General features: G+C 33.9%; 13 protein-coding genes and 1 CRISPR repeat array. Of the genes, 11 read left to right on the top strand and 2 right to left on the bottom strand.

The window, feature by feature from the left end; translation table 11 throughout:
- Window positions 1–54 precede the first annotated feature (54 nt).
- From cas9 to LS72_RS02715, 5 genes are all read left to right on the top strand, one after another.
- On the top strand, window positions 55–3,387 hold the full coding sequence (cas9, locus tag LS72_RS02735) for a type II CRISPR RNA-guided endonuclease Cas9 (RefSeq protein WP_034553796.1): 3,333 nt from the start codon (window positions 55–57) through the stop codon (window positions 3,385–3,387).
- A 22-nt stretch (window positions 3,388–3,409) separates the two neighbouring features.
- Window positions 3,410–4,375 (top strand): type II CRISPR-associated endonuclease Cas1, encoded by a 966-nt coding sequence (cas1, locus tag LS72_RS02730; RefSeq protein WP_052087284.1) that lies wholly within the window; start codon window positions 3,410–3,412, stop codon window positions 4,373–4,375.
- Window positions 4,338–4,661 (top strand): CRISPR-associated endonuclease Cas2, encoded by a 324-nt coding sequence (gene cas2 / locus LS72_RS02725; protein WP_034553795.1) that lies wholly within the window; start codon window positions 4,338–4,340, stop codon window positions 4,659–4,661. The genes cas1 and cas2 overlap by 38 nt, the downstream gene beginning before the upstream one ends.
- A 261-nt stretch (window positions 4,662–4,922) precedes the next feature.
- Window positions 4,923–5,618: direct repeats of the CRISPR family, unit length 36 nt; unit sequence ATTTTACCATAAAAGAATTTAATAAGCGGCTAAAAC.
- Window positions 5,619–5,640: 22 nt separating this feature from the next.
- Window positions 5,641–5,877, top strand: coding sequence for a hypothetical protein (locus LS72_RS02720; protein ID WP_138154972.1), 237 nt, complete (start codon window positions 5,641–5,643; stop codon window positions 5,875–5,877).
- On the top strand, window positions 5,855–6,613 hold the full coding sequence (locus tag LS72_RS02715; RefSeq protein ID WP_034553792.1) for a hypothetical protein: 759 nt from the start codon (window positions 5,855–5,857) through the stop codon (window positions 6,611–6,613). Before LS72_RS02720 ends, LS72_RS02715 begins: the two co-directional genes overlap by 23 nt.
- Window positions 6,614–6,869: 256 nt before the next feature.
- On the opposite strand, the gene LS72_RS02705 is transcribed toward LS72_RS02715, so the two are convergent.
- The gene (locus tag LS72_RS02705) at window positions 6,870–8,411 is read right to left on the bottom strand and encodes a Na+/H+ antiporter NhaC family protein (RefSeq protein ID WP_034553791.1); all 1,542 of its coding nucleotides are present in this window, start codon (window positions 8,409–8,411) and stop codon (window positions 6,870–6,872) included.
- Between the two features lie 46 nt (window positions 8,412–8,457).
- A complete protein-coding gene (locus tag LS72_RS02700) occupies window positions 8,458–9,957 on the bottom strand; it encodes a CoA-acylating methylmalonate-semialdehyde dehydrogenase (RefSeq protein WP_052087283.1) in 1,500 nt (499 codons plus the stop codon).
- 513 nt (window positions 9,958–10,470) lie between these two features.
- On the opposite strand from LS72_RS02700, the gene LS72_RS02695 reads away from it, so the two are divergent.
- Genes LS72_RS02695 through LS72_RS02670 form a run of 6 tightly spaced genes read left to right on the top strand, consistent with a single transcriptional unit; the run spans window position 10,471 to window position 17,194 of the window.
- Window positions 10,471–11,385 (top strand): sugar ABC transporter substrate-binding protein, encoded by a 915-nt coding sequence (locus LS72_RS02695; RefSeq protein ID WP_034553789.1) that lies wholly within the window; start codon window positions 10,471–10,473, stop codon window positions 11,383–11,385.
- Window positions 11,386–11,408: 23 nt separating this feature from the next.
- Complete coding sequence (locus tag LS72_RS02690) at window positions 11,409–12,488, top strand: ABC transporter permease (RefSeq protein WP_138154969.1); 1,080 nt, start codon at window positions 11,409–11,411, stop codon at window positions 12,486–12,488.
- On the top strand, window positions 12,485–13,279 hold the full coding sequence (locus LS72_RS02685) for an ATP-binding cassette domain-containing protein (protein ID WP_034554094.1): 795 nt from the start codon (window positions 12,485–12,487) through the stop codon (window positions 13,277–13,279). Before LS72_RS02690 ends, LS72_RS02685 begins: the two co-directional genes overlap by 4 nt.
- 12 nt (window positions 13,280–13,291) lie before the next feature.
- Entirely contained in the window at window positions 13,292–15,136 is a 1,845-nt protein-coding gene (gene iolD / locus LS72_RS02680) for a 3D-(3,5/4)-trihydroxycyclohexane-1,2-dione acylhydrolase (decyclizing) (protein WP_034554092.1), read from the top strand.
- 4 nt (window positions 15,137–15,140) lie between these two features.
- On the top strand, window positions 15,141–16,028 hold the full coding sequence (iolE, locus tag LS72_RS02675) for a myo-inosose-2 dehydratase (protein WP_034554090.1): 888 nt from the start codon (window positions 15,141–15,143) through the stop codon (window positions 16,026–16,028).
- A gap of 11 nt (window positions 16,029–16,039) precedes the next feature.
- Complete coding sequence (locus LS72_RS02670; protein WP_034554087.1) at window positions 16,040–17,194, top strand: Gfo/Idh/MocA family protein; 1,155 nt, start codon at window positions 16,040–16,042, stop codon at window positions 17,192–17,194.
- Window positions 17,195–17,198: the final 4 nt, after the last annotated feature.

Raw genomic sequence — 17,198 nt, 5'->3', positions numbered from 1 at the left:
ATTAATGGTATTTATTGTATTATTGATGAATTTAGTTTAAAAGGAGGTTTGTAGATGAGGATTCTTGGTTTTGATATAGGCATTACGAGCATTGGTTGGGCTTATGTAGAGGGAGAGGAGCTAAAAGATTGTGGGGTGAGAATCTTTACCAAAGCGGAGAATCCACAAAATGGTGATTCGCTTGCCGCACCACGCAGAGAAGCACGAGGGGTTAGACGGAGATTAGCACGGAGAAAAGTTAGGCTTAATGTGATTAAAAGATTGCTTTGTAAAGAGTTTGGGCTAAATTTAAGCGATTATTTTGCAAATGATGGGGAATTACCAAAGGCATATGAGACAACCAAAGATACCAAAAGCCCCTATGAATTGCGCTCTCTTGCTTTGGAGCAAAAGTTAGAGCCTAAAGAGTTAGCAAGAGTGATTTTACACATTGCCAAGCATCGTGGCTATGGGAACAAACACGCAAAACGCGATTTAGAAGCAGAGGAGAAAGCAAAAAAGGCAGCAGAAAAAGCCCCACAAGAAAAAGAATCTACTACAACAAATGGAGATTCTAAAAAAGAGCAAGAGAAAGTGCTAAAGGCGTTGTATCAAAATGAAACATTACTTAAAAAATATCAAACCAATTATCAAACCAATAATAAAACCAATGATGAAACTAATAATAAAACTATCTTTTTGGTTGGTAAATACCTCTATAAAGAGTTTCAGGACAAAGGGCAAAGAATCCGTAATACAACCAACAATTATCAGCACACAATGCGACAAGAATGGTTAAAAGATGAGCTAGAGTTTATTTTTAAAAAGCAAAAAGACTTTGGGGCAACTTTTAGCGAAAATTTTGAATCCCAAATTTTGGAAACAGCCTTTTACCAAAGGGATTTAAAAAGTTTTGAAGATAAAGTCGGCAAATGTGTGTTTTATGAAAATGAAAATCGCGCACCCAAAGATTCCTTAAGTGCTATGGAGTTTGTTGCTCTCACACGCATTATCAACACCCTAAAAAACCTTGAGAAAAAAAGTAAGAATCTTGGCATTGGTGAAACCTATGGAAAAGATAAGATTCAAGAGATTCTAAAAATTGTGCTTGATAAAGGCGAGATGAGTTATAAAGAATTGCGAAAAATCCTTAAACTTAATGAGTCAATTTTATTTGCTAAAGATTCTAAGCTTGATTATACCAAAGGAATGCAAGAAGCTGAAAAGGCAAAGTTTATTGAGCTAAAAAATCTTAAAGCTTTCAAAAAAGCAATGGGTGGAGACTTTAGCAAGTTTCCTCGTGAGGAGCTAGATAAAATCGCTACCGATATTGTCCTCATTAAAAGCAAAGAAAATTTAGCTAAAAAATTGCAAAACTATTCCGCATTAAGCAAGGAGCAAGTAGAAGCCTTAAGCAATTTGAATTTTGCAAAGCATATTGATTTAAGCCTTAAAGCACTTGATAAGATTCTACCCTTTATGCGTGAGGGGTTGAGCTATGATGAGGTGGTGAAAAAGGTAGGATTGCAAGAGCATAGAAAGTATAAGCAAAAGGGCGAGTTTTTAATCCCGCTAAAAGAGTATGAACCCTATTTGGCAAATCCAGTCGTTGCAAGAGCATTAAGCGAGTATCGCAAGGTGCTCAACGCACTTTTAAGAAAATATGGAAATGTGCATAAGATTCATTTAGAATTTACGCGTGAGGCAGGCAAAAACTATGATGAACGCAAGAAAATTGAAAAAGAGCAAAGAGAGCATTTTGAGGCAAACCAAAAAGCGATAAAACAACGTGAGATTCTAGGATTACCCATTAATGGCGCAAATATTCTTAAGATGAAGCTTTGGATAGAGCAAGGGGAATGTTGCGTTTATAGTGGAGAGAAAATCACAAGTAAGCATTTTTTTGATTCTAATGCCTTGCAAGTGGATCATATTTACCCCTACTCACGCAGTTTTGATGATAGCTATATGAATAAGGTGCTTGTGTTTGCTAAAGAAAATCAAAATAAGCTTAATAAAACGCCTTTTGAAGCCTTTGGGAGCGATAAAGAGAAATGGGATAGGATTCTTAGCCTTAGTGCAAAACTCCCTAAACAAAAGCAACGTAGAATCAGCAATAAGGACTTTAAAGATAAAGAACTTGGCTTTATTGCACGCAACATCAATGATACAGGCTATATTGCAAGGTTAGCAAGTCAATGGACGAATAATTGCCTAAAGTTTGAAGATTTGCGTGAAAATGAAGTAACGATTGCAGGAGAAAAGGGCAGCAAGAATCATCTAGAGGTGATAAGCGGACAGCTCACATCAATGCTTAGGCATTATTGGGGCTTGGGTGATAAAGATAGAAACAATCACCTCCACCACGCAGTAGATGCAGTGATTATTGCTTATACTAATGCAAAGACAATTAAGGCATTTGCAGATTTTAAAAAGAATCAAGAGCAAAATAGGGCAAAATTCTATGCTAAGCAAATTTCAGAGCAAGAATATAAAAGGCAAAGGAATCCTTTTGAGCCTTGTGCGAATTTTAGGCAAAGAGTTGAAGAAAAAATTAATAAAATATTTGTCTCTAAGCCTCCTAGAAAAAGAGCGAGAGGAGCTTTGCACAAGGAGACATTTGGTTCTATTTGTTTAGATGGTAACAATAATTGGGTGGCAAGATTTAAAATAAAATCCAAAAAAGAACAAGAGGACATCACCAAAGAAAAAGCCACAAAGGCAAAATACAAAGATGAATTTAAGGGAGAGGAAAACATTAGAAAGGCTCTAAAGTTAGGCAAGATTCGTAGGATTAATAATACTCAAAAAGATATTGCTATTGGTGATAAAATTGTAAAAAACGAAACAATGGTGCGTGTGGATATTTTTAAAGACAAAAAAGGCAAATTCTATGCTGTGCCCATTTATACAATGGATTTTGCACTTGGAATCCTGCCAAATAAAGCGGTAGCCACAGGTGAAGATGAAGACGGAGTGATTAAGGATTGGATAGAAATGGATAAGACTAAATATGAATTTTGCTTTAGTCTTTTTAAAGACGATTTAATTAAGGTGCGGAAAAAGAAAATGAAAGAGGCGGAGTTGTGCTATTTTGTAGGTTTTGATACAGATGGTTCTCGTATTATTGTTGCAAAACACAACAATGATTACCAAACAATGACAGAAAATGAATGTAAGCTATTTACACTTAAGGAAAAAAAGAAAAAGCAGAAAACCTTAAATGATGAAGAAGACAATCAAGAACGCATAGAAACAGAATATAAAATAATAGGCGGCAGAACAGGAATCCAAAATCTTGAAACCTTTGAAAAACACCAAGTCTCACCTTTGGGCGAAGTGCAAAAGGCAGAGTTTGAAGATCGCCAAGAGATTAAGCTCAAAAGTAGCCCTAAAGGAAAAGACTAGGATTCTATAAGGAGGGCAAGGAATGTTTGATTCAGCCTTTCGCACCTTATTTTTAAGCACACCCGCGAGATTAAACTTAGAAGATAAGCATCTTTGTATAGCACAAAAAGACAAAGAAAGTGTAAAGATTCCACTTGTAGATATTTTGTGCGTGATGTTAGAATCTCATCAAATCATGCTTACAAATGCACTCTTAAATGCGTTTGCTCTGCATAAAATTGTTGTTTTTACCTGCGATGAATCCCACCTACCAAGTGGGCTATTTATGCCATTTTTAGGGCATTTTAGAAGTTTTAGCGTGTTGCAATGCCAAATTAACTTAAGCAAACAAAGAAAGGCGATTCTGTGGCAGCAAATCATCAAGGCAAAAATTCACAACCAAGCCCTTTTACTAAAAATGCTGCATAAAAAAGAAAGTGAGGAATTAGAAACTTTAGCTAAAAGTGTGAATTTAGGAGATTCAAGCAATAACGAAGCTAAAGCCGCAGCAATTTATTTCAAAGCTCTTTTTGGTAAAAACTTCTCCCGCAAAGTGCAAATTTTTGAAGAGAGTAAAATGGGAACGATAAATGCTGCACTCAATTATGCTTATGCAATTATACGAGGAGTGATTACAAGAAGTCTTTGTGTGAGCGGACTAAATCCTGCACTTGGGATAAATCATAAAAATCAGTTTAATGCCTTTAATTTGGCAGATGATTTGATGGAACCTTATAGAATCTTTGCAGATTCTGTTGTCGTGCAGATGGTTGAAGTTGGGGAATTAGAGGAGAGCTTAAGTTTGCAAAATCGCGTGAAGCTGGTAAGTATTTTGCAGAGTGCGGTTATCGTAGAAAATAAGCTTTATCCACTTACTCGTGCAGGCGTTGTGAGTGCGCAAAGTGTAGTGAAATGTTTAGAGAGAGAAAATCTTAAGCTTAAACTGCCGCTATTTTGCGAGGAAAAGAGTAATGGAAGAGAAATTTATGAGAGTGTTAGTGATGTTTGATATGCCAACTTGCAGTAAAAAAGAGCGTAAAGATTATGCGAGATTTCGTAAGTATCTTATCAAAGATGGCTTTATGATGTTGCAATACAGCGTATATATGAGAATCTGCAAAGGCGTGGCAAGTGCCAATAATTATTTGGACAAGGTGGGTTTGATTGTGCCTCCCAAAGGGCATATTAGGGCATTAATCCTTACTGAAAAGCAATTTGACAATATGCGATTATTGCTAGGCAGTAGAAGTGAGAATGAAAAAGCTAATGCGCCAAGACAGCTTACGCTTTTTTAGTCTATTGTCAAGTTATAAGGACAAAGTTTCTAAAGATTTAATCGCTAAAATGTTTGAAAATACTTATTGGTAAAAAGATTTAAAGTAGATTCGGTTTTAAGGGATTGTAACCCTGCGGAGACCGAAAACTCCTTATTTTAGCCGCTTGTTAAATTCTTTAGTGGGATTATATCTTAGATTTTCTTAAAAATCACTCATTTAGGATATTTTACACCCTTAAAGCCTTTCAAATACCGCAAAATACGATAATTGAGAAAGTGTATTTTACCATAAAAGAATTTAATAAGCGGCTAAAACATCATAATTGTGCAAAATATTATAGGCTAAATTTTACCATAAAAGAATTTAATAAGCGGCTAAAACCAAAAGCAGTGATTATACTGCTTTAAAAGAATTTTACCATAAAAGAATTTAATAAGCGGCTAAAACTCATAAGCCCATTTAGAGAGTAAATCCTCCATTTTACCATAAAAGAATTTAATAAGCGGCTAAAACATCCTCACAGATTCTAAAAATTAAGTGAGGATTTTACCATAAAAGAATTTAATAAGCGGCTAAAACTTAAAACAAACATTCCCTCTCTAGCACTCAATTTTACCATAAAAGAATTTAATAAGCGGCTAAAACAGACCACTGATAAATATTGAACCTAATATCATTTTACCATAAAAGAATTTAATAAGCGGCTAAAACTAAGATAAAGTTAAAATCTTTAAAATCTAAATTTTACCATAAAAGAATTTAATAAGCGGCTAAAACTATCGGGCATAAGAGCTTAGAGAACATTCCATTTTACCATAAAAGAATTTAATAAGCGGCTAAAACGGGATTTTATATTGGGTTATAAGTGGATATATTTTACCATAAAAGAATTTAATAAGCGGCTAAAACTAGAATAACAGGAAAGACGATAACAAATACATTTTACCATAAAAGAATTTAATAAGCGGCTAAAACGAATAATAAGGTTAATAAGGATTTGTTAAGTCTTAATGCAAGTATTACAGATATGGGTATGCGTAAGATTATTTTTGTGAATTTGCAAAGAATGGGGTTTATTGATAGATTTAGCAAAAAGAAAGAATTATGTGATATAAACAGAAAATATCAATATAGATATGTAAAAATCACACAAAGAGGCTTGGATTTTATCCATTCAAGAGATATTTTTGATGAACAAAGACATTTAGGTATTGCTTTGGATTTTTGTTTTTGATGGTGTGGTGCAAGATGTTTTAGATATTTTAAACGCACTTAAACCGCAATATATAAGCGTTAGTGAAATGATGTTTTTTATAACCTATCTTGGCAAGGAGTATCAGGGTAACATATTAACAAAAGATAAAATTGTAGAATTTATCAACGAATTTAGAAGTTTAAAGGCAAGAGCCAAAGTTGTAGAAGATGTCGTAAGTGAATTTTGCAGTCCTTCAAATTTTGAAGGCAATAAAACAGACAAGCGAGACTTCCATAATTGGAGAAACGAAACGCAAAGTATGTTTAATAGCTTTGACTTGATGTCTTTGTTTGAATACGATACAGAAAGGCAAAGACTATTGCTTAAAGCTAATATCAATGGTGAAAAAATCACATTCAAACGCAGCAGTTTAATTAAGGCAGAATATTTTAAGCAACACGAGGTGCAAAAAGATGTCCGCTTTGAGCTTCACCATATCGTGCCTTTTTATTATGCAAAAGATATTGATGCACTAAAAGCCATTGATAATTGGCAAAATTTAATTTATATTGACGCAAATTCTCACAAGATTTTCAGCCTTGATAAAAGTGCTAAAAAGGCGATAAGATTAAATTTTAGAGACTTGGACGCTGTGCTTGATAATTTAATAGGCGATGAAATCTTGTTGAAATATACAGACAACATTAAATACAAGGTAGAATTACAGCAGAGATTAATAAGGTATAATCAAAATTTACTTGGAATAAATGCTTAAGAATATATATTACCAAGTTAGTGGTCTAACAAAAATAAAATTTTATGCTTACATACAATCAACAACTTTTATTTGCAAAAGAAACCTAAATACCTAAAGGACTACCAATGCTCACAAGCGAGAGTTTCAAGGATTTTGTGTTAGAGAATCTTAAAAGCACATTAGAGGATACACCTTATAGCTTTAGCGTGAAAAATTTTTTGTTATTATAAATTTACGCTATTGGTTGAAAGGCACAACCAATTTGCTTGTTTAATTAAGCGTAGGCTTTCTTATACAATCCAAAAATTCCCAATAATAGTAAAACACCCACTCCATAGCCTAATAGAATGGAATTAAAATAACTTGCTATAGCAAAGCTAACAAAAGCTACTAAAGCGGTTGTGCTTACATAAGGTAGTTGTGTAATAAAATGGCTTTCTACCGAACAACCTGCACCTGTTGCTGATAATATTGTAGTATCTGAAATAGGTGAAGCGTGGTCTCCATAAACAGCACCAGAAAGCACAGCAGACATTACAAATGCAAATTCTACATTATTAGTGGTTGCTAAATTTAAACCAATAGGTAGCATAATCGCAAAAGTTCCCCAGCTTGTGCCCGTGCAAAATGCAATAAATGCAGAGATAATAAAAGTTGCTAAAGGAATAGCTACAGAAGAATAGCCTACCCCGCCCTCTAGCCAAACTTTTGTAAGATTGGCTAAGTAGATTCCTGTTTGCATATCTTCTTTGATAACTGGACCAATACTCCAAGCAAGCACCAAAATAAAGCTTGCCGGAATCATCGAATAAGTGCCTATTTTAAAAATAGGGAAGAAGGCTCTTTTTTCTAAATATTTCCACGAAATTAAAAGATTAAGGACTAAAGCTGCAAGTCCGCCCCAAAAGAGAGAGAATCCTGTTTGAGTATTTGCTAACATTTCCAATAAATCAAGCTTACCACTTTCTTTATAGCCTGTCCATAAAATCAAAAGTGTAATAAAACCAATTAAAGCAAAAATGGGGATAATTAATAATCCTATATGACTACCTTCTTTTTGGGTGGTAGAGAGAAAGTCACGAACTCCTCTATTTTTGTATTTTTTCATAGCAGGGAGATTTATTTGCCAATAAATGGTCAAAAAAACTGCAAAAAGAGCAAACCAAGCATAATAATTTCCCCAAATACTTGAGAGCAAAACAAAAAAATCTTGCCCTTCACCTAATGTTGCCATTATTCCTAAGATATAGGCTCCCCAGCTTGAAATAGGCATTAAAATACATACAGGGGCTGAGGTTGAATCAATAATATAAGCAAGTCTCTCACGTGTAGAGTGATTAGCATCATTTAAGGATTTCGTAAGCTGTCCGACAGTTAAAGCATTAAAATAATCATCAATGAAAATTACAATGCCAGCAATAAAAGCTAAAAATTCTGAACCCTTTGCGGTATTGACTTTATTTTTTGCCCATTGCACAAAAGCGGCTATTCCTCCAGAGTAGGCTATCATTTGTGTGATGATTCCTAGGATGATTAAGAAGCCAAATACATAGAGATTAGAACTTTCCCATTGAATATTACCAGTTTCATTAAAACTATAAAAAACACTAGAAATGCTTTTATAAATATAAACAAGCACATCCCATAGACTACCAATATTAAAAGAATTCCCATTTGCGGTAGCGTTATGATAAGTTACCATAACACCGGCTATAGCTATACCAATAAATAAAGACAAAACTACTCTTTTGGTGATAAATACAAGTGCAATCACACAAAGAGGAACAATCAAACTTAAAGCAGAATCCGCATACATAAAAATAACCTTAAACCTTTAATAAATACATTTAAAATATAATTTGTTACTTAGAGTGATTTTCCTGAAAATTGAAAACAATACCTTCCTTGTTTGCTTCCAAGAAATACTTTTGTGTAACAGTTTTTGTTTCAGTGTAAAAATTAATCGCTTGTTTTCCATAAGCGTGTAAATCTCCATAAAATGAACCTTTCCAGCCTGTAAATGAAAAGAAAGGCAGTGGAACAGGAATAGGCACATTAACCCCGACTTGCCCTACAGTTACTTCTTTTATAAAGTAATTTGCACAGGAGAGTGAATTAGTAAAGATGGAAGTGCCATTACCAAACTCATTTTGATTAATAATTTCTAAAGCTTCATAGATATTATTGACTTCTATGATACATAAGACAGGAGCAAAAATCTCTCTTTTGTAAATCTCCATATGTGTTTTTACTTGAGTGAAAACACAAGGACCTAGCCAGTTTCCATCTGGATAACCTTCAACTTGAATATTTCGACCATCTAATATTAGGTTTGCTCCTTCTTTAATGCCTGTTTCAATTAGGTCTTTTACACGCTTAAGAGATGCTCTAGTAATAAGCGGACCATAAGCTGCATTAGGATCATTCCAAGCACCAGGTTTAATAGCTTTTAGTTTTTCTATTAGGCGTGGAATATATTTTTTAGAATCACCAACAAAAATGGCAACGGATATAGCCATACATCTTTGTCCAGCTGCACCCATTGAAGCACCAATTAGAGCGTTAATTACTTGTGTTTCATTAATATCAGGCATAATTACCATATGATTTTTCGCCCCAACTAAAGCTTGAGCTCTTTTAAGATTATGAGTAGCTTTTGAATAAATATAGGCTCCGACTTTTGGAGATCCCACAAAGGAGTAAGCTTTTATTAGAGGATGTTCTAAAAGTATATCGACTTGTTCTTTTTGCCCATGAACAACTTGTAATAGTCCTTTGGGTACTCCACTTTCTAAAAATAATTCAGCTAATCTCATAGCAGTTTTTGGGACCATTTCAGAGGGTTTTAATATAAAAGCATTACCGGCAACAATCGCTAAAGGAAACATCCATAAAGGAATCATACCCGGAAAATTAAAAGGTGTAATTCCTGCACATACGCCTAAAGGTTGTTTATAAGAAAAGGTATTCATTTCTTTTGCGACATTTTCAACGGTTTCTCCCATCATTAAAGTGGGTGCAGAACAAGCAAATTCTACAACTTCATAGCCACGTGTCAAATCGCCTTTAGCATCATCAAAAGTCTTGCCCTGTTCCATTGAAAGAATTGTAGCAAGCTCTTCTAAATTGTCTTTTATTAATGCTTGGTATTTTAACATAACTCTTGTTCGTGCCATAATAGGCGTATTTTTCCATTGTAAATAAGCCTCATTAGCGGACTTAACCGCTTCATTAATCTCCTCTTCTAGCATACAAGGAACTTTGGCTATGCATTCTTGAGTGAGTGGAGATAGCACTTCAACAAATTGCTTTGTTTGGCTCTCAATAAAATTTCCATTGATTAACGCTTTAATAGTTTCCATAAATCATATCCTTAAATCAAAGCATTGTAAAAACGCTTCTATATTGAAATTGTCTTAAAATAAAATTTCAGTTATAAACTTACAAAATTTTTTAAATTTTAGAAAACTTTAATAAAACTTCACTTAACTTCCTATAAAAATTATTCATTGTGTTTTTTATTACCGAATATATTTTTAATTTTAGGAATATCCATTTTTGGTGATACATAAAGCATTTCAATGAATACCAAATAAAGTATGTCAAACTATTTTTATTTGGCAAATTTCAATAAAGAATATATCGCATTTATAGCAGCCTTTTTAAGTATTTGTGTTTTAAATCCATGCTTAAATGCTAAAAAATTGACAATATATATAAAAGAAATCTTAAATATTATCAAAAATATATGTTACAAAAATACACCACTACAAATTAAGTTTGTTACAAATTTTCAAAATACTTTTCTTTTTATGAAATTCTAATTCATAATAACAATACATTATCATTTTAAAATATGTGAAAGGAGTGTAATAATGTTAAAAAAGTTTTTAATGGTTAGCATACTTTTTAGTATGGCTTTAGCAAAGGATGTCAATATTGTATTTATTAGTGGTGGGAAGGATACTGATCCTTTTTGGAATGTTGTGAAAAATGGTTTTCAAGATGCGGGTAAAGAACTAAATATCAAAACAGATTATCGCAATTCCCCAACAGGAGATTTAACGGAGTTAGCAAGATTAATGCAATCAGCAATTTCAAAAAGACCCGATGGAATTGTCGTTACTATTAGGGATAGAAATTCTTTGAGTAAAGAGATAAAAAGAGCTATTGATTTAAAAATCCCTGTAATTAATGTTAATTCTGGACAAGAATATACAAAAGAATTAGGAATCTTAATGTTTATTGGGATGAATGAATACCGTGCGGGTTTGTTAGCAGGACAAAAAGCTAAAGAGGAGAGAGGAGATTCCATCAAAAGCTTTGTGTGTGCAAATCACGATATTACAAACTTTTTGCAAGAGCAAAGATGTCAAGGTTTTGCTGATGGTTTAGGTATTAAAAATGATATGGTTGATGTGGGACAAGATCCTACAGAGATTCAAAAAAGAATAGAACCTTTTTTAACAAAAGTGGATGCAGTTCTTACAACAGGACCTCAAAGCACTGAACCTGTGATTAATTTATTTAAAAATAAAAAGTTAAATAATAAACCTTATTTTGTAGCTTTTGATTTAAGTAAGGAAACTGTCAATGCTATTAAAAACGATATGATTGCTTTTACCATTGACCAACAACCTTATTTACAGGGTTACTTGCCTGTTATTTTCTTAAATAAATATGTCCGTTATGGAATGTTGCCTAGTCAAGATGAGATTCTTACTGGACCAGCATTTATAACAAAAGATAATGTCAAATTTGTTGAAGAATATGCGGGTAAATATAGATAAAAATCAATATAAAAGGAGTTTTTATGGCAGATGAGCGTCTGAAAGAAGAAAGTGTTTTTTTAAAAGTCTTAAAAAGACCCGAATTCCCGCCTGTTTTAGGTGTAGTTCTAATTTTTGTAATTTTTTCTTTTTTGGCAAGTGGGGATATGTTTTCTCTTGAGGGCGTCCTGTCATGGACAGAACAGGCTGCTTTAATTGGGATTTTAGCGGTAAGCGTTTGTTTATTGATGATTGCTGGTGAGTTTGATTTATCAGTTGGTTCTATGATAGGGTTTGCTGGAATGATGATAGCTATTTTTGTTGTTGAATTTAAAATAAATCCAGCAGTAGCTATTGTGCTAACCTTTATTTTTTCAATCTTTATTGGTTTTTTGAATGGTTATTTGGTTGTTAAAACAAGATTGCCCTCTTTTATCGTAACATTGGGAACTTTATTTATTTTAAGGGGGCTAACTGTTGCTTTATCAAGGCTTTTTACTAACCAAACTCTTGTTTCTGGGGTTAATCAATACACAGCAGATAGTATTTTGGCTGCCTTTTTTGGTGGCGAAACTTTTACAAGCCTTTTTACATTTCTTGCCCAAAGTGGTATTATCGCTACTTATGATGATGGGACTCCTGTTGTTACAGGTATTAAAATGGTTGTAATATGGTGGATTGGTTTAACAATTTTTGGTGTTATTTTGTTGCGTTTAACCAAATATGGAAATTGGATCTACGCTATAGGAGGAGATGAACAAGCCTCTAAAAATATGGGAGTTTCTACCGATAAAGTTAAAATTTGCCTTTTTATCTTTACTGCAGTATCTGCAACCATTTTTGCTACTTGCCAAGTTTTTGATTATGGTTCAGCAGATGCCCAAAGGGGTATTTTAAAAGAATTTGAAGCCATTATTGCTGTTGTTATGGGCGGAGCATTGCTTACTGGAGGTTATGGAACAGTGATTGGTGCTTCTTTGGGGGCTTTGATTTTTGGTATTGTCAATATTGGTATTAGCTATACAGGAATTGATAATGATTACTTTAGGGTTTTTTTAGGTTGTATGCTTTTAGTAGCGGTGATTTTTAGCAATTCTGTGAGGAAAAAGGTGATGAGACAATGAGTGCGCCAATTATTCATATTGAAAATATTACGAAACATTTTGGGAATATTATTGCTTTAAATGGAATTAGTATGGATTTATATCCGGGTGAAGTAATGTGTTTATTGGGGGATAATGGAGCAGGAAAATCTACCCTTATAAAAACTTTAGCAGGTGTGCATGAAAAAACTTCAGGTATTTATAAAATCAATGGTAAAGATGTTATTCATCCTACTCCCCAAAAGATTTTAGATGAAGGTGTAGCGACAGTTTATCAAGATTTATCTACGATTCCTCTAATGTCACTTACAAGAAATTTCTTTTTAGGTAGAGAAGATGAGATTTTAAAAAAGATTCCCTTTTTAAACATTTTGGATTTTAAAAAGGCGAATAAAATCACTATTGAAGCTATGCAGGAGATAGGTATAAATGTGCGAGAACCCTCTCAACCTATTGGCACATTAAGTGGAGGGGAGAGACAATGTTTAGCTATTGCAAAAGCGGTGCATTTTGGGGCAAAAGTTTTAATACTTGATGAGCCTACTTCTGCTTTAGGGGTCGCACAATCTTCAATGGTTTTAAAATATATTTTACAAGCTAGAAAAAGGAATCTAGGTGTTATTTTTATTACGCATAATGTTTTTCACGCCTATGCGGTAGGGGATAGATTTACTATTCTTAATCGTGGAAAAACTTTAGGCACTTTTAAAAAAGATGAAATTACAACGGAGGAATTGCAAAACAAAATGGCTGGAGATAAAACTATACAAGATCTAACGGCTGAACTTGGCGAAGCGACAAAAAACCTATAATGGAGAAAATTTATGAAAACAATTAAATTGACAGTAGGGCAGGCTATCGTTAAGTATCTTATGAATCAATACATTGAAATTAATAACAAAGAAGAAAGGCTTTTTTATGGAGGGTTTGGAATCTTTGGGCATGGGAATGTTACTTGCTTTGCGGAGGCTTTATATGATGTCAAAGGTGAGTTTCCTACATATAGGGGACAAAATGAACAATCGATGGCATTAGCAGCTATTGGATATACCAAAGCAAAAAATCGCAAAAGGATTATGTTTGCCACTTCCTCTGTTGGACCAGGGGCTACAAATATGATTACCGCTTGTGGGGTTGCTTATACGAATTCTCTACCTTTATTGATTCTAGCAGGAGATTATTTTAATAGCCGCCTGCCCTCTCCTGTTTTGCAACAAATCGAACAAAGCTATGACCCAACTCTTTCTGCTAATGATTGCTTTAAGCCGATTGTAAAGTATTGGGATAGAATCACCCAAGCAGAGCAGATTATGCAAAGTCTGCCAATGGCTATTGAAACTATGCTTAATCCCGCCACTTGTGGTCCAGTTTTTATAGGCTTATGCCAAGATATTCAAGCACAAGCTTATGATTTTCCTGAGGCTTTTTTTTATAAGAGATTGCATATTATTCCTAGACAAAGAGCTGATAAAGAGATTTTAAGACAAGCTGTGATAGAAATGCAAAAACATAACAAAATAGCCATTATTGCGGGGGCTGGATTGATTTATTCTGAAGCCCAAAAAGAATTTTTGGATTTTGTGCATTCTTTAGGAATACCCTATGTAACAACAGTTAGTGCGAAATCTTTAGTACCCCATAATGAATCCTATAATATTGGACCCATTGGAGTTTTGGGTTCTTGTTCTGCTAATGAGCTTGTTAAAAGTGCTACTTTGATTCTTGCCATTGGAACAAGGTTGCAAGATTTTACAACCGCTTCTTGGAGTAATTTTAAAGAGAGTGCTAAAATTATCTCTATTAATGCCAATGCCGCAGATTGTGTTAAACATTCTTTTATTGCAATTTGTGCTGACGCTAAAGAAGCACTAATTGACCTTAAAGAACTTTGTGCCTTAATAAAAATTGAAGAGATTTTCTTAAAAACAGCTTTTGAAAATAAAAATAAATATAATCAATATATTGAAGAAAAAACTCAAGAGAAAAAAGAAATAACCACTTATGCAAATGTAATAGGGGCAATCAATGCTTTAGCTACTCCAAAAGATAGAATTATTTTGGCAGCGGGTGGGTTACCCGGGGAGTTTAATACATTATGGAGAAATCTCGGTTTTAATTCTATTGATCACGAATATGGTTTTTCTTGTATGGGCTATGAAATATCAGGAGGATATGGTTCTGCTATTGCCCATAAAGAGGGTGATACGATTGTGCTTGTAGGGGATGGTTCTTATATGATGTTAAATGCTGAAATTTACTCTTCGGTGCTAAGTGGGGATAAGATGATTATTATTGTGTGTGATAATCAAGGATATGCCGTTATTAATCGCTTACAGATTAATCAAGGAGGAGAGCCTTTTAATAACCTTATAGAAGATTGTAAAATGGCTAATAAGCCCTTTATGACAGATTTTGTTATGAATGCTAAAAGTATGGGGGCAGAGGGTGTATTTGTGGATTCTATTGAGGCATTTAAGGAAGCTTTTAAGCAAGCAAGGGAGAGCAAAGTGAGCTTTCTTATTCATATTAAAGTTTCTAAATATGATTGGTCAGAGTATTCTAATGTATGGTGGCAAGTTGGAGTGCCAGAAGTAAGCCATAAAGAATCCATACAAAAAGCAAGAATCAAATTTGAAGAAAATTTCCAAAGACAACGTAAAGGGGTTTAATGCTATGGAATATGCTATTAATGTAAAATTAGGCATTGCACCTATTGCGTGGAGTAATGATGATTTGCCAGAACTTGGGGGAGAAACACCATTAACGACTTTTCTTAGGGACGCTAAAGAGATTGGATTTGATGGAGTAGAGCTGGGTAATAAATTCCCAAAAGATAAAAAGGCATTAAAGAAAATCCTGAATGATTATGAGCTTGAGTTAGTGGGGGGTTGGTTTAGCGGGAATTTGCTTACAAACTCTCTTGCGGAGGAAAAAAGGGTATTACTGCAAGAAATAGAAAGGAGGGTTTATTGCAATAGCCATAATATTGTCTATGCTGAATGCTCTAATACTATTCAAGGGAAGCCTTTAGGGCTTAGCCATAAACCCATTTTAAAAGAAGATGAAATCAAGCAATACGCTGAAAAATATTCTCTCTTGCACGAATTTGCTAAAAATAAGGGTGTAATCCTTGCTTATCATCATCATATAGGAACTATTTTTCAAACCGCCAAGGAAGTGGATTTATTTTTACAATATGGTTCTAAAGATATTGGAATCACTTTTGATACAGGGCATTATTACTTTGCAGGTGAAGAGCCTTTTAGGGAGCTTAAAAAGCATAGAGATAGAATTTACCATATCCATTTAAAGGATGTGAGAGATGCAGTTAAAAAAGAGATGATAAAACAAGACAAAAGTTTTTTAGAAGCTGTTTTAGCAGGTGTTTATACCGTTCCTGGTGATGGAGTGATTAATTTTACAGAAATCATTAATTTTTTAAAAGCAACACAATATGAAGGATGGATTGTTATAGAAGCAGAACAAGATCCCAAAAGAGCAGATCCTTATACTTACTCAAAAATGGCGTTTAATACAATTAGTGATTTATTAAAAAAATAACAGGATAAGCCATGAAAGAAATAGGTGTTGGAGTGATTGGAATGGGGTGGATGGGAGAAGTGCATAGTAGTGCTTATATTAATTATAAACTCAAATTTGCCAATAAAAATATTTCCCCTAAACTTATTATTTGTAGTGAAATTCTCAAAGAGAGAGCAAAAACGGCTAAAGATAAATTTGGTTTTGAAGAATATACCACCTCTTGGCAAGCTGTTGTTGATCACCCTAAAGTGGAAGTTGTAGATATTACAACTCCCAATGCTCTACATTTAGAAATCATTAAATATTGTATCCAAAAGGGTAAGCATATTAATTGTGAGAAGCCAATTGGTGCATTCCCAAAAGAAACTCTAGAAGCCTATGAGCTAACTAAAAATTATTCTAAGCAGACTTGCGTAGGCTTTAATTATCGTTGGGCACCCTTAGTGCAATACACAAAAAAACTTATTGATGAGGGAAAAATCGGGAAAATCTACAGCTATCGGGGTAGATTTTTTTCGTGTTATGCAGCGGATGAAAGAAGTTGTTATTCTTGGCGTTTTGAAAAAGAAAATGGCTTAGGAGCAATAACAGATATTATGACTCACGCCATAGATATGGCACTTTATTTGGTTGGAGATATAAAAAGTGTTAATGGCACTTTAAAGACATTCATATCTCAAAGACCTGTTGCTAAGGGGGGAGCTAGTCATTATGCAAAGGCAGATAAAAATGCAGTCCTTAAGGAAGTAACTAATGATGACTATGTTGCAGCAAGGATTAGTTTTCAAAATGGTTGCGAGGGATTTATTGATGCTTCAAGAATCTTTTTTGGTCCTACATCTGAGCATTCCTTTGAAATTTATGGCTCTAAAGGAAGTATTAAATGGAATTTTGAAGAAATGAATACTTTGCATTTGTTTTTAAGAGAGGAAGATGAATCTGCTATGGGGTATAGAAAAATCTATTCTTCTCCAATACACCCCTACCATCATTATTTCAATCCCTCTAATGGCTCTAGTATTGGATATGATGAATTAAAAGTTATAGAAATAGCCAATTTTTTAGAGAAAATTCATAACCCAAATTTTGCAAATTTTGCAAATTTTGAGGCTGCTGCAAAGGTTGCTAAAGTTATTAATGCCATCATTGCCTCTTCTGAAAGCAAAAAAGAAGAAAAGGTTTAGGGGG

Source organism: Helicobacter apodemus (assembly GCF_000765745.2).
Lineage (GTDB): Bacteria > Campylobacterota > Campylobacteria > Campylobacterales > Helicobacteraceae > Helicobacter_D > Helicobacter_D apodemus.
This window is presented reverse-complemented; position numbering and strand designations above follow the sequence as displayed.